General features: G+C 40.4%; 10 protein-coding genes and 1 pseudogene. 3 read left to right on the top strand and 8 right to left on the bottom strand.

The window, feature by feature from the left end; translation table 11 throughout:
* Positions 1-45: 45 nt before the first annotated feature.
* Positions 46-1,700: pseudogene (gene fadD / locus P4S61_RS21505) on the bottom strand (long-chain-fatty-acid--CoA ligase FadD).
* 120 nt (positions 1,701-1,820) lie between these two features.
* Positions 1,821-2,672 (bottom strand): alpha/beta fold hydrolase, encoded by an 852-nt coding sequence (locus tag P4S61_RS21500; RefSeq protein ID WP_337119173.1) that lies wholly within the window; start codon positions 2,670-2,672, stop codon positions 1,821-1,823.
* A gap of 100 nt (positions 2,673-2,772) precedes the next feature.
* On the opposite strand from P4S61_RS21500, the gene P4S61_RS21495 reads away from it, so the two are divergent.
* On the top strand, positions 2,773-4,062 hold the full coding sequence (locus P4S61_RS21495; RefSeq protein WP_182819509.1) for an alkaline phosphatase: 1,290 nt from the start codon (positions 2,773-2,775) through the stop codon (positions 4,060-4,062).
* A gap of 168 nt (positions 4,063-4,230) precedes the next feature.
* On the opposite strand, the gene P4S61_RS21490 is transcribed toward P4S61_RS21495, so the two are convergent.
* The 5 genes from P4S61_RS21490 to P4S61_RS21470 form a co-directional block, all read right to left on the bottom strand.
* Positions 4,231-4,560 (bottom strand): hypothetical protein, encoded by a 330-nt coding sequence (locus tag P4S61_RS21490; protein WP_149980212.1) that lies wholly within the window; start codon positions 4,558-4,560, stop codon positions 4,231-4,233.
* 75 nt (positions 4,561-4,635) lie between these two features.
* Positions 4,636-5,346, bottom strand: coding sequence for a tRNA (adenosine(37)-N6)-threonylcarbamoyltransferase complex dimerization subunit type 1 TsaB (tsaB, locus tag P4S61_RS21485; protein WP_182718779.1), 711 nt, complete (start codon positions 5,344-5,346; stop codon positions 4,636-4,638).
* Between the two features lie 13 nt (positions 5,347-5,359).
* The gene (locus tag P4S61_RS21480) at positions 5,360-7,186 is read right to left on the bottom strand and encodes an ATP-dependent DNA helicase (protein WP_337119171.1); all 1,827 of its coding nucleotides are present in this window, start codon (positions 7,184-7,186) and stop codon (positions 5,360-5,362) included.
* 191 nt (positions 7,187-7,377) lie between these two features.
* A complete protein-coding gene (locus P4S61_RS21475; protein ID WP_337119170.1) occupies positions 7,378-9,243 on the bottom strand; it encodes a M28 family metallopeptidase in 1,866 nt (621 codons plus the stop codon).
* A 90-nt stretch (positions 9,244-9,333) separates the two neighbouring features.
* On the bottom strand, positions 9,334-11,520 hold the full coding sequence (locus P4S61_RS21470) for a M4 family metallopeptidase (protein WP_337119169.1): 2,187 nt from the start codon (positions 11,518-11,520) through the stop codon (positions 9,334-9,336).
* Between the two features lie 585 nt (positions 11,521-12,105).
* On the opposite strand from P4S61_RS21470, the gene P4S61_RS21465 reads away from it, so the two are divergent.
* On the top strand, positions 12,106-13,386 hold the full coding sequence (locus tag P4S61_RS21465; protein ID WP_337119168.1) for a cation:proton antiporter: 1,281 nt from the start codon (positions 12,106-12,108) through the stop codon (positions 13,384-13,386).
* 87 nt (positions 13,387-13,473) lie between these two features.
* Here the strand turns inward: P4S61_RS21465 and P4S61_RS21460 are convergent, their stop codons facing one another.
* Positions 13,474-13,707, bottom strand: coding sequence for a hypothetical protein (locus tag P4S61_RS21460; protein ID WP_149980207.1), 234 nt, complete (start codon positions 13,705-13,707; stop codon positions 13,474-13,476).
* A gap of 361 nt (positions 13,708-14,068) precedes the next feature.
* Between P4S61_RS21460 and hisG the strand changes: the two genes are divergently transcribed.
* Positions 14,069-14,968, top strand: coding sequence for an ATP phosphoribosyltransferase (gene hisG / locus P4S61_RS21455; RefSeq protein WP_145235723.1), 900 nt, complete (start codon positions 14,069-14,071; stop codon positions 14,966-14,968).
* The last annotated feature ends 4 nt before the right edge of the window (positions 14,969-14,972 follow it).

Genomic DNA, 14,972 nt, shown 5'->3' with positions numbered 1-14,972 from the left:
TCTCCTACAATAAAAAAGCCGACATATGTCGGCTTTTTTAGCTTGCTAATCTTTCAAGGCTCGTCTGAGTATTTTGCCAACGTTTGTTTTTGGCAATTCATCCCTAAACTCAACCAGTTTAGGGACCTTGTAATTAGTTAAATTATCACGACAGTGTTTTATTATATCTTTTTCAGTCAAAGATGGGTCTTTTTTAACAATAAAAACTTTAACTTGTTCGCCGCTAACATCATGAGGGATACCAATTGCTGCTGCTTCTAAAACACCTTCATGCATTGCAATCACTTCTTCGATCTCATTTGGGAACACATTAAAGCCAGATACGATGATCATATCTTTTTTACGGTCAACAATATAAAAGAATCCTTCATCGTCATAAGTGGCTATATCCCCTGTGGCAAACCAACCATCTTGCAAACACTCAGCCGTTGCATCAGGACGATTATAATAACCAACCATCACTTGTGGACCTTTAACCCATAATTCGCCCTAGGCTCACCTTTGGCTGCTTCTTCACCATTATCTAACATCAACTTGATCTCAGTATTAGGTGCAGGTAAACCAATCGAACCATTGTATGAATCTAGATCATAAGGACTGACAGTAACTAATGGCGAACACTCAGTTAAACCATACCCTTCCATTAATTTGCTACTGGTGATCTTTTGCCATTTTTCAGCAACAGGTCGCTGTACAGCCATACCACCACCAAGGGACATTTTCAAACTTGAAAAATCAAGCTCGGCAAAACCCGGTGTGTTCAACAAACCATTAAATAATGTATTTACACCCGTGATCGCGGTGAATTTATGTTGGCCTAATTCTTTCACAAAGCCTTTCATATCACGCGGATTAGTGATCAATAAATTTAATCCGCCATACTTCATAAACGTTAAGCAGTTCGCTGTTAGTGCAAAGATATGATAAAGCGGTAAAGCAGTGACAACAACTTCTTTGCCACGTTCTAACACTTGATCTAAGCAACCAGAAACCTGCTCTAAGTTACCTACCATATTGCCATGGGTCAGCATTGCACCTTTAGATACACCCGTTGTGCCACCGGTATATTGTAAAAAAGCAATATCAGATAAACACACTTCAGGTTTAATGTAATCTTTTTCGTTCGCTGCAAGTAAGGCTTTAAACTTAATGGGGTTAGGCAATGAATAGCTTGGCACCATTTTTTTAATATGCTTAACAACAAAGTTAACCAAGTGCTTTTTAAAGCCACCCACCATATCACCCACTTGGGTAACTACGATGTGTTTTACTTTAGTGTGCGGCAATGCTTTTTCAAGCGTGTCTGCAAAGTTAGCCAGTATAAAAATCGCTGATGTTTCTGAATCATTTAATTGATGTTCAAGCTCACGTACAGTGTAAAGCGGATTAACGTTAACTACGACACAACCGGCACGTAAAATACCGAGTATTGAAACAGGTGTTTGTAATAAATTTGGCATCATTACAGCCACTTTATCGTCTTTTTTCAATCCCAGCTCTTTTTGAATATACACAGCAACACGTTTTGTTGCTTGGTCTATTTCATCATAGCTCAATGTTTTACCCATATTGGTAAAAGCAGGCAAGTCTTTGTAGTCAGTGAAGCTTTTTTCAAACACTTCTAACAACGAGTTGTAGTGCTCAGGATCGATTGTTTCAGGCATACCCTCTGGGTAGCGCTTCAGCCAAATTTTGTCCACTCTTAGCTCCTGTTCTATTTATAATTTATTTTTATTAAACCTTAAACTAAGTAAGGCAATTTCACAATTGAGCAATCACTCTAATTCGCAAATATTCCCACATTTTGTGCAAATATACAATTAACATGCACCAGTTTGCAGCATAAAGGCATGAATCTGCTGTAAACACTGCTCAGGGCTTTGCATATGACAGTGGTGGCCACCTTCAACTTCATTTACTATTAAGCTTTTGTAATAATTAGCATATTTATTTAAATTATCACTAATAAATTGATACCCTTCACTGCCTAGAATTAATTGGCACGGCACATTTAATTCGCTTATTACCGCTATGCATTGTTGCTCATCAAATCTAAAACCTGAATGATTTTTAAGCTTTGGATCAGTTCTTAGCAGCCATCCTTGTTCAGTTTCTCGTATATTTCTGTCCATCAAAAGTGCTATTAAATCCAAAGGTAAGTCACTTTGTACCGCCCGTGCTTGGTGTATTATTTGTTTTGACTCGTACTGTCGGGGTGCTTTTTTATTTACACGACGTCGATTCAAAATTGCATTTCTAAGCTGCTCGACCACTTTTTTACTGGGTGTTGTGACAACTCCCAGTCCTTCTATCATAGTGACCGTATTTACTTTATCAGGAAAACAGCTGGCAAAAAGACCAGCGGCCATTGCGCCCATAGAATGACCAACCAAGTGTACTTTATTAACCCCAAGTTGCTCGATTAAGTTATAAATATCATCAATGTAATCAATGAAATAATAGTGTGCATCGCTTCCACGCCAATCTGATAAACCATGTCCAGGAAAGTCCACACAATACCAAGTTGCAGTTAAGGTGTTATGTTCTAACATGGGTAAAAAACTATGACAATTATCAAGCCAACCATGTAATGCAATGACAACCTCTTTTCCTTGCCCAAATGTTAGGCCATGAAGTGTTAATGCGCCACTTTGAACTGAAAATGGATGCACTGCGTAATTCCCCTTTGTTTTTAGTTTGTTTAACGTAAAAGACATTTATTTATACTACATTGCGTATACAATGGCACTACATAATAAACAGGGTACAAAGATGAAGAAACAAATAAGCCTCTTGGCATTATTATGCTCAGCAAGTGCATACGCAGAGCAAGCACCAAAAAACATAATTTATATGATTGGTGATGGCATGGGCCCCGCTTATACTACAGCATATCGCTACTTTAAAGATGATCCGTCTACCAAAGAAATAGAAGGCACGGTGTTTGATACAATCCTTAAAGGCATGGCACATACTTACCCTGACGACCATACTTATGTAACTGACAGTGCTGCTGGCGCAACTGCTTTGAGCTCAGGCCATAAAAGCTATAATGGTGCAATTGCAGTTGATACCGATAAAAAACCGGTAAAAACAATGCTCGAAATTGCTAAACAAAAAGGCATGATCACCGCATTAGTTGCAACCTCACAAATCAATCATGCCACGCCTGCAAGCTTCGCTGCACATAATGAATCTCGTCGTAACTACGATGAAATTGCCAATGATTACATTGATAATAAAATTGCCGGAAAACTTCCCGTTGATTTAATGCTCGGTGGCGGTACTAAATATTACATCCGCGAAGACCGTAATTTAGTTGCAGAATTTAAGCAAGCGGGCTATCAATACAGTGATGACTTTAGTGCGTTAAAAGATATTAAGCAAATTCCTGCGCTGGGATTATTTGCTCCAGTTGGGCTTGACTTTGCGTTAGATAATAACCCAACACGCTTAGCTCAAATGACCAATAAAGCGCTTGAGTTACTTAATGAAAATAACAAAAGTGGCTTTTTCGTGATGATCGAAGGCAGCCAAATTGATTGGTGTGGCCATGCCAATGATATTGCCTGTGCAATGGCGGAAATGGATGATTTTGCTAAATCAATCGAGCAAGCAAAAGCGTACGTTGATAAAAACCCGGATACCTTATTGGTGATCACCGCAGATCACTCAACAGGTGGTTTAACATTAGGTGCGCATGGTCAATATAAATGGGAAACCGAGGTAGTAAAAGGCGTGAAAGCCACAGCCGTTAAATTAACTAAATTAATGTCAGAGTCTGATGATTTAAAAGCTATTTGGACTGCTAACACGAATATAGAATACACTCCCGAAAACCAGATCAAGCTTGAACAGGCAAAAAAACTAGGCGATAAACCACTTAATCTTGCCATTAAAGATATTATCAGTAGAGCCAGCTTCACCGGTTGGACTACTGGCGGTCACACTGCTATTGATGTACAAGTATTTGCCTATGGTAAAGGTGCTGATAAATTTATCGGCTCACAAAACAATACTGATATTGCCGATAAACTGATCGGCTTTATTGAACAGCAGTAACGTTTAACTGGCATGTTGCTTTTCCTGAGGGTAGAGGCTAACTGCAACATTAAAGGTTAATTATAAAAAGCCCAGTCATAATGTATCTGGGCTTTTTTAATCACAGCTGGAGGTAAACTTTTGCCAAATACTGGCACATCAACACATAGTTAAATTACTGTCTAATTGTTAAGCGTAGATGTCCACACCAATTAAGTTTTGTACTTCAGCTCGGCGTTCTAAATTAGCAAACTCGGTGTAGGTTGAAATAGCACGACTTACTTTGGCTGTCGGTTGGTCATAAATCGTTTGTCGGTAACTAGGTTGGGCAGTGTCACTTTGTAACTTATCAGCCAGCGCAATACCTGCTTGGCTTGATTTAACAAACTCCGCAGACTGTTTATTATCAGCAGCAGATTGCTCCAATAACCCCTGAGGTTTATTAGTGTTGATCTGTCTTGAGGTAATTTTACCGGGTATGTCTCCCGAGTAAAACCCTGAGCCAATAGGTAGATTCAAAGTTGCGTCTCGTTACTTAGGTTATTAAATTATGTGCCAAATTTAATAACCTTGCAAGTTGCTTTATTAATCAGTTTATTCGCGTCCAGGTAATTTTTTCCAGGTTACTGTATCACGTACATATTTAGGTTGAGCTTGCGCAGCACTGACCGTACGTTGCGCACTGAAATCATCGCTAATTGTAGCCAACATAAAACCGGCATCAGGTAATATGATGTCGTTATTGATAGCAATTTGTGGGTTATCTGCCAGTGCCTCAGGGTATGTTTGCCAGCCAGTGCCCACTGCAATCCCTGGTTCGTCTGCAAGAGATAATAATGCGGGTTTTAATACTTGTTCGTCACCTTGTAAGGTCATCACACCATTATCACTGAGTCTGTAATGGGCAAAATATATTTCTCCCATACGCGCATCAATAGCACTAAATACACTTTTTTCACCGGTTTGTTGATAAGCTTGCTGCGCCATCATTTGCAGCGTTGACACACCAACTAGTGGCAGTTTACATGCATAAGCTAAGCCTTGCGCAATGGCGACACTAATACGCACGCCAGTGAAACTACCTGGGCCTTGGCCAAAACCAATAACATCTAAATCAGTTAAACGGCAATTTGCCTTAGCTAACAACTGATCAACCAACGGTAAGATTTTTTGACTATGCTGTTGCGGGCATACTTCAAAATGGTGAAATAACTGACCATTATAATTGAGCACTAAAGACAATGCTTCGGTAGAAGCGTCAAATGCTAATAGATTAATATCACTAGTACTGATTGCGTTATTCATGGTAATTATTTCTCTAGTTAATGTGTTCTAAAAATTCACTGGCCACTTGAAGGCTACGTGTGCGGCGCATCGGCGGCAAGCTTTTTAAAAAGACTTGGCCGTATTGGCGTGTCACTAAACGGTTATCGCAAATCACCAACACCCCTTTATCCTTACTATCGCGGATCAGTCGTCCAACGCCTTGTTTTAGTGCAATCACCGCTTGTGGCAATTGAATATAAGCAAAGGGATCATGTCCTTGTAATTGCGCATCTTGCATTTTAGCTTGGAGCAGTGGATCATCGGGTGCTGCAAAGGGTAACTTATCAATAATAACACAACTGAGTGTGCTACCCCTGACATCAACTCCTTCCCAAAACGACGCAGTACCTAATAATACGGCATTACCATGGCGGGTAAATTTTTCTAAAATAATACGTTTAGACATTTGCCCTTGCATATAAATAGGATAATCAATCTGAGTACTTAGCCCTTCGGCGACTAAATGCATCATCCGATAGCTGGTAAACAATACAAAGCAGCGCCCTTTTGCTGCTTTAATTAAATCGAGGGTAAGCTTAACAATCGCATGAGGCATATTCGCTGCATGTGTTTCAGGTAAATAACGCGGTAAACATAATAAGGCTTGCTGATAATAATCAAACGGACTATCAACCATCATACTTTTGACAGGCTTAAGGCCAAGGCTTGCGTTAAAATGATCAAGTGCATTATCGACAGATAGAGTCGCTGAGGTGAATACAAAGCCAGCCCCCGTGTCTGCCATCATTTGCGCAAATTTAACTGATACGTTAAGCGGAGTTATATGTACGGTTAAATAGCGGCGTGTTGTTTCATACCAATAACTGTTACCTGTTTGGCTTATATCAAACACCCGTTCTAATTGCCCTTTAAAAGCTAAGGTATGCTCAAATGGGTGTTCTATTTTATCGCTACGGTCTAAACAATGTTTGAGTACTTGATACAAAAAGTCTAAATCGCTGATCACCCTATGTAACGCGGCGCAAATTTCTTTACTTGCCAGCATTTGTCGCCAATCACCTCGGCTACCATCTAAGCCAAATTGTAAGCGCAAGTCTGCAACACTGGTTTCAAGCTTATTTAAGGTTTTACCAAGTTGCAACATATCCGGAATGTCAGAGCGATAAATTGCTCGTAAATCATTAATTAAGTCCACCAGCTTTTTAGTGCTGATACTCTCACCAAAGTAATCACTGGCAATTTCACTTAATTGGTGTGCTTCATCAAATATATAGGCATCAGCTGTGGGAATGAGTTCAGCAAAGCCGGTATCTTTTACCGCCATGTCTGCAAAAAACAAATGATGGTTAACCACTACTATATCGGCATCCATCGCTTTTAAGCGGGCTTTGCGAATATAGCAATCTTGAAAATCAGGACACTCTTTACCTAAGCAGTTATCCGCAGTGGAGCTTACATAAGGTAATACTTTGGCATCTTCTTCGATACCAATACAATCAGCCAGATCACCGGTGTGCGTTTCACTGGCAAATTTAGCCACCATGGCCAATTGATGCATCACATCAGAATCATCGGTCGGTACATGGGCAACATGCTGATTAAGCCGATAAGTACATAGATAGTTACTGCGCCCTTTTAGCAGCGCGGTTTTTTTACTCGCACTAAGCGCTTTGACTAATTGTGGTAAATCACGGTGATATAATTGTTCTTGCAGCGCTTTCGTGCCGGTTGAAATTATTGTTTTACCTTTAGACTTTAGCGCGGGGGCTAAATAAGCGTAGGTTTTACCTGTACCAGTGCCCGCTTCAACCACTAATTGCGAGCGGTTTTTTAATGCATCACTCACCGCAACCGCCATATCGATCTGCGGTTGGCGAGGCGTATAACCATCTAAAGATTGCGCTAACGGACCTGCTGCACTAAAAAGCTGTTTGATAATAACGATCGCTTTGCTAAAAATAATAGCGGGATTTTACGTAAGCATAGCCCCAAGGGCAAGTGAATACGCAAAGCAAATAGCAAAGGAGCAATGCCCCTTTGCTATTGTTATTATTGTGCGTTGATCGTTAAAGTAATACCACTTGCCGCAGTATAACCTTGTAAATCAATATACCAAGCACCAGCTTGGGGATTGCTAATAGTACAGCTTTCATTATTACCATTTTTATAAGGTCGACATTGATATGTTGACGTTGATGACGGCGAACCGAAATTCACATACAGATCAGCATCCCCGCTACCACCTAAAATAGAAATATTTAACGACGCGTAACCCGCACTGATATTTTGACTAAAGCGAGTCCAACCTCCTGTTGCCACACTGACATTCGTCTCGGTACGATTAATCGGTGTCGGTACATTATTGTCACCATCATAACTACCCGTTAAGGAAACACCGGTAATAGCGCTCCATGCTTCAACCATGACATGATATATACCTGATTGTATATTACTAATAGCGCATGCTTCATTACTGTTTGAATTAGTGCTGTTACAGTCAAAGTCTTGTAAAGTAGGCGGTGCGCCAAACTTAACGTATAGATCAGCATCGCCACTGCCACCTGCTGTAGTAAAGTTTAAATTACTACTTCCTGCAGGGACTGCTAAGGTATAAAAAACTTGCTCTTTAGCAAGCGCATTAATTCCAGACACTGTGACACCATTTTCCAGTTCATTGTCAGTGGGTGGTACTTCATAGCCGGCATTTTTAGCCAGTTCAGCTAAGTAGCTCACCGCAAGTTTGGCAAATTTACTCGCATGATCAGCATCAAAATTACTGTCGTTTGCAGTATGGATTAGCGGGTTAATATCAGCCATGCGCGACTCAAATGGCATTGAGGCGGCAAAGCCCTGCTGATACCACGAAGCATGATCTGAACAGCCATATCCACACTGATCAAAACCATAACTTAGGGTGGGTAAATAAGTGTCGATCAATTGTCCCAAAAACTGATTTTGGCCGCTGTTAGTATAATCTGTCATCATCACAATATCATCGCTACTGCCATGATTACCGGTCATATCAAATTGCACCATACCTACCACATTTTTGCCCTGTGATTTATACGCCGTTGCAATCGCTTTTGAACCTCGCAGCCCTACTTCTTCAGCTGCAAACCCCATAATTTGGATTGTTCTTTGTGGTTGATAGTTATTATCTACGATTGCCCGAAGCACTTCTGACAAGACCGCAATACCGGAGGCATTATCATCCGCACCGGGCGCTCTGCCATTACTAGGATTTGATTGATTAATTGAATCTAAATGACCGCCAACAATTACTATTTCATCCGCTTTTTCGCTGCCTTGAATAGTCACAATTACAGATGATTGCGACCAACTATGGCTAAAGTAATCAACACTAATATCAGCGCGGTTGCTCGCTAACTGTTGCCAATAATCTTTTAACCATTGAGATGCATCAACTCCACTTTGTACTGAGTAATAGCGATTATTAAAAGCACTCAACGAATTAACGGTATTGGTTAGATCATTAGGACTAATGTTATTGATCAGTGTCTGTACCGTTTGCGCATTATCTATTGTGTAGTTAATAGCCAAACTGTTGATTGACTGATTCTGTACTTTAGCTAATTGCTCAGTATAAAGCTGCGCCTCAAGCAATGATTCATGTGCTACAAAGCCACCGCAGCGATGGTAATTGTCGTGCATAAATTCACTTAAATTAGCCACTTCAGTCTGTTTAATACGCATAAAATTAATAGAAGATAAGCTGGATGCTTGTGGAGCGAGGAGCTCGGTACTGTGTTTATGAGCTGTTTGGTTTAATTTGTAATGTTTAGCTGCTACAGGGTCAATACTTACCCAAATACTGTCAGGCTCTTGTGCTATTACCAGCTGACTTACCAATAATGACACAGTGCCAAGCAGGACGCTTGGTGCAAAGATATTCATAACAGTTTCCTTTTTTTCTGTGTTTACCCAAATTCAGACTCTGAAAATATAAGGGTAAAAAAGGGAGCGAATGCTCCCTTAGGTGAGGGATTAGTTAGCCGTTATTGTTAACGTTACGCCACTTGCCGCACTGTAGCCTTGTAAATCAATATACCAAGTGCCCGCTTGTGGAGCAGTAATTTCGCAACTTTCGTTGTTACCATTTTTATATGGTCGACATTGATAAGACGATGTTGATGATGGCGAGCCAAAATTAACATACAAGTCTGCATCACCAGAACCACCCGCTATAGCAACATTCAATGTTGAATAACCTGCGCTTAGTTCTTGACTAAAACGAGTCCAACCACCTGAGCTAACACTTACATTAGTTTCAGTACGGTTTATTGGTGTAGTACCCGCATCACCGCCATCAAAACTCCCCGTGAGTGAAACGCCCGATATTTGGTTCCAGGCTTCAACCATTACATAGTAAGTACCTGCTTGAACATTGCTGATAGCACAGCTTTCAGTGCTGGTTGAAGTCGTGCTGTTACAGTCAAAACTATTTAGTGTTGGTCTTTGCGCAAATTTTACATACAAGTCCGCATCACCACTGCCACCTACCGTATTAAACTGCAAATTAGTGGCATTAGCTGGTACTTCTAAGGTAAAGAACAGTTGCTGTTTTTCTGTACCACTGATCCCAGTGCGTGGCACGCCATTGCTAAGTGGCTCGTCAATTGGTGGCTCTACTCCTCCACAACTACTGCCAGGGCTTAAATTTGACGTTACACCCACTGCCGCAAGTGCGCTTTGTACATCACCTGGGCTGTAATCTAAATCACATGCCGCATCCATTACGCCATTCCCTGCCAAGTCCCAATTGGTACTAGCGGTCCAATATAATTGGTTTGCACGCGCCATAACCTCAAAAGCTTTTCTAGTATCCCAACCAGCTTTAGTTGCTAAGTTATAGAATGCTTTATTAAATACACCGGAGCTGTAATGTACATCCATCCCAGAATAATAACTCGATTGGTTATCAATTGAACTACCATCTTGGGTCGGGTTATTCATGTAACGCAATGCACCATTGCCTTTGAAAATTTCTTGGCCAACTAACCAATCATTAGTGCCTAGCATATAAAACTCGGCAGCTTCACCAGCCATATCAGAAAACGCTTCATTCAAGCCGCCCGATTTCCCACTGTATACAAGCCCTGAATTTTGCTCAGTAAAACCATGGCTAACTTCATGAGCAGAAACATCTAAACTAACTAATGGATAAAAGGTATTTTGACCATCACCAAAAGTCATTGCTGATCCGTCCCAAAAAGCATTTTCATAATTACTGCCGTAATGAACACGCATTTGCAATTGAAAAGACAGCGGAGGAGAACCAATCCAGTCGTTATACATATTAAAAATGACATTACCAAAGTAGTGCGCGTCATTTAATGGCGAATAAGCGCCATTTATTTCCTTAAAGGTGTTTTCGGGGCAAGTAAAGGAATACGCTGAAGAGCCACTGGTGCCACCATTTAAATTAATGGTTTTAACATTTGCGTTATTCATGGTGCAAGTGTTGCCTGATTGCGACACATCTAAACTACTAAAATCAGTTCCGTAAATGTACTTTCCTGTTTTTAAATTTCCACCAGGGCCTGTAGCATTGGCATGTTGAAGGTTATCAAAGCTATGCAAAACCTCACCAGAATTCGCATCAATGATCTGATAAGGTCGAGAAGGATTAGCACCATAAGTAACATACGATACTTCATACACTAAATGTGCGACATGTTGCGCATCAAGCCAAATCGCTAAACGCGATTGTTCATTGTGTTTTTTAAGGCTTACTGATTTAGCCGCTGCTTGGGAGTTTTTTAACCCCTGTGTAATAGCCATTTTTTTACTGAGTTTTGGCATCACTGAGCTTATATCGCTACTAATATCATATACAGCAGCACCATGAGCGCGTTTTAATTGGCCATTATTATCAAACGTTAAACTCACAGTATCACCAATGACTGGTAATCCTTGATACTGTTGTTGATAACGCCGAGTCGTATCACCATTATTACTTTTTACTTCTTTTAATACGACTAACTCATTACCTGCATCCAAACCAACTAACTGGATTGGGCTTGCCATAAGTACCGATGATGCACTATTTTGCAAAGCTGTAGTTAGGGCTGCTTGCTCATTCAGATATTGTTTATTTGCAGCTACTGCACTTGATACTTGCGTTACCGCAAAAGCAGCAAGAGTTGCTAATGTGATTTTAGATAAATTCACGTTTACGCTCCATTTAAATTGTTATTTATTTAATATTTTTGTATTAAACCGGCACTACCCGTTCCCGATTCAGATTCAGCCTAGACTGTTTTTACTGAAATTGAAAATTAAACAAAAAATTAACAAATGCGAAAGCTGAAACACTCTAAAACAATGACTTAACCTTAAATTGTTAATTAAAAAACAAAAGAAACCCAGTAAATGTAAATGTATGGATACATAAAATTAACATTTACTTGCATTTCATTTGTCTTTATTATTGGTAATGTATTAAATGTCATTTCTGCTCAGACCTATAACTGCAGTGATTATGTTGATTGACAACAGAGCTATATATGTAAATAGCAAACTGCAAATATTGACGATTAGCAAAGAAGCTATTGCGGTTTAAAAGCAGTAATGTCGATAAAGTCTCAAACAAAACCATCAATTAATTTCGTTGTTGCTACGTGAGTAGCAAAAACGCCTCTTAAAAGTGTAATTATCAGCATTGTCGCGGTGACATTTCAAAGTCTCAGGAGTAACATACCCGCGCGAAAGTACATTCCCTTTTGCTCATTCCAATATATTATTTAAGGTCAAACAATGAATGCTTGGTACCTCATTTGTTTTTTATCTGCATTAGCGATTTTTATCGCATTTGCTAACCAGTATATCCTCAAAATGCAAACCACTATTGCCATAACAACTGGCTCAGTAGTGATTTCATTGTTATTAATACTCGCGGTAAAATTATTGGGCGATTCAACCGCACTGGAGATTACACAAATAGTCTCAAGTATCGATTTTAATCAATTATTACTCAAAGGCATGCTCGGCTTTTTACTGTTTGCAGGCGCACTAGAAATTAACCTTGCGGCACTCAAAAAACAACGTTTTGAAATTACCGTACTGGTGTTATTTTCGACCTTAGCCTCCACCTTTATCATTGGCTTTTTAAGCTTTTACTTATTTGTCGCGTTAGGCTTTGCGGTGCCTTTTATCTATTGTTTATTGTTTGGTGCATTAATAAGTCCAACCGATCCAATTGCAGTGCTTGCAATTATTAAACAAATGCGTGCCCTTGAAGGCATTTCTGTGCAAGTTGAAGGTGAATCATTATTTAATGACGGTATTGGTTTAGTTATTTTTACCACTATTTTTGCCGTGGCTTTTCTCGACACTGAAGCCAGTGCAGCAGGCATTGCAGAGCTATTCTTTGTCGACGCACTGGGAGGGATTGCATTTGGTTTAGTGATTGCGTTAGTGGGTCATTATCTGATCATCAACAGTCGTGATGTAAATATTCGCTTGTTACTAACCTTAACTATACCGACAGCAGGATTCGCCGCTGCCAATATATGGGAAATATCTGGCGCACTGGCGATGGTAACTAGCGGTATATTGTTAGGTAATATAACCCGTACTAAAGCGACAGAGCGCACCAGGCCTGAAGACACTCGCTACGTAAAAGACTTTTGGCACGCCACCGATAGCTTTTTAAATGCGTTGTTGTTTTTGATTATCGGTATGCTAATTGTCACTATGCCCATCAGCCTAGCTGAAATTGGTTTAGGACTACTAATGGTGCCTGTAGTATTACTTGCTCGCTTTATCAGTGTTGGCGCACCGTTTGTGGTATTTAAGAAATTTAGAAAATACGACAAACACTCAGTTAAAATTTTAACCTGGGGCGGCCTGCGCGGTGGCCTTGCTTTAGCAATGGCTGCGGCAATTCCTCGTGATCAAGTATTTGTGGGCGGCTCTGATTTACATAACCTGCTTGTTATTGTTACCTACGTTGTGGTGATATTTTCGATTATTGTGCAAGGGCTCACTATTTCGCCGTTAATTCACAGTAGCATTAGTGCCAAACAACAAAACTAACATTTAAACTTACTTCTGGCGCCGCGAGCTAATGCTTACGGTGCTAGAATTAGTTATGCATTTCCTATGCATAAGATCCTATAAATATTACGCCCATGTGTCTAAATGGGTTTCGTCTTCCTCGTCTGTTTTGCGCTCTTTCTTAGCTGTTTCAAGCTTTTCTTTAGGCAGTAGTTCTTTGCGCTCCAACTGACGTTTTTGCCGCTTTTCACGTTCAATTCGCTGCGCGTTCGAATCTTTTAGCCCCGCAATATGAAAAGCGCCTTTCGACTCAAGTTGCAAACGAGTGATCTGCCCTAAATAAGGGATCATAATATCCATACGTTCCTCCTTTGGTTACTCTTATCATCGGCCGTTATAGCTTATTCTTTAATTTATGCAAAAAAAACTTGCCAGCTTCCCCACAAATGTGTTTTTCTATATGTGAAATTTACTTAAACAGATTAAACACTTTTGTTTACATGAAGCAATGATAAAACGAAAGTTATTTAGGATATATTATAATGCGCTTAAACCTGACAACAGTACATCATCACCACCATTCACCGGAATAACCTGTCAGGTCTTTCGCTGAGAGGTTATTCCTAAAAGGAACCTCTGGCGAGTCAACATACAATGATTCATTTTTCGCCCTGAGGTTCCCTCGGGGTTTTTAGTTTTTAAATTAAAGGAAAAATGAATAATGAGTAATAGCAACCGTCTACGTATCGCCATCCAAAAAGGTGGCCGCCTTTCTAAAGATTGCCAAGACTTACTAAAACAGCTAGGTGTTAAACTTAACTTGCGTGAGCAACGTTTGATTGCCCACTCGACCAATATGCCGATTGACGTACTACGTGTGCGCGATGACGATATACCTGGTCTGGTAATGGACGGCGTGTGTGATTTAGGCATAGTAGGCGAAAACGTACTCGTTGAAGTACAAGCTGAGCGCCAGCGCCAAGGCGTACCAAGTGAAGTAACTAAATTGTCTAAACTTGATTTTGGCTACTGTCGCCTTGCACTTGCATGGCCGTCAGAACTTGGCAAGCAAGATAAAAGCTGGTTTGAAGGCAAACGCATTGCTACCACCTACCCTGAAATCTTAACTCAATACTTAAAGCGTGAAGGCATAAACGCCAGCACAGTAATGCTGACTGGCTCTGTAGAAGTCGCACCACGTGCAGGACTTGCAGATGCAATTTGTGATTTAGTATCTACCGGTGCCACACTTGAAGCCAACGGCCTTATGCAAGGCGATACTATTTTAGAATCAAACGCCTGCCTTATCCAAAATAAAGACTTACAAGATGCTGACAAACTAGCACTTATCAACAAACTTATGCCACGCTTACGCGGCGTGAGACAAGCCAAAGAAAGCAAATACATCATGCTGCACGCGCCAAAAGATAAACTGGATGAAATTTGCGATATTTTACCAGGCTCTGGCCAACCAACGGTATTAGCTCTTGCTGGCTCTGATGAGTACGTAGCCCTGCACATGGTGAGCAGTGAAACATTATTTTGGGAAACAATGGAGCAATTAAAAGCGCTAGGCGCCAACTCTATCCTCGTTATGCCAATTGAAAAAATGATGGAGTAAGTCA

The organism is Pseudoalteromonas sp. B160, assembly GCF_037162485.1.
In the GTDB taxonomy this organism is placed as follows: domain Bacteria; phylum Pseudomonadota; class Gammaproteobacteria; order Enterobacterales; family Alteromonadaceae; genus Pseudoalteromonas; species Pseudoalteromonas rhizosphaerae.
The sequence above is the reverse complement of the archived record's forward strand: the minus strand, read 5'-3'. Positions and strand labels throughout refer to the sequence as shown.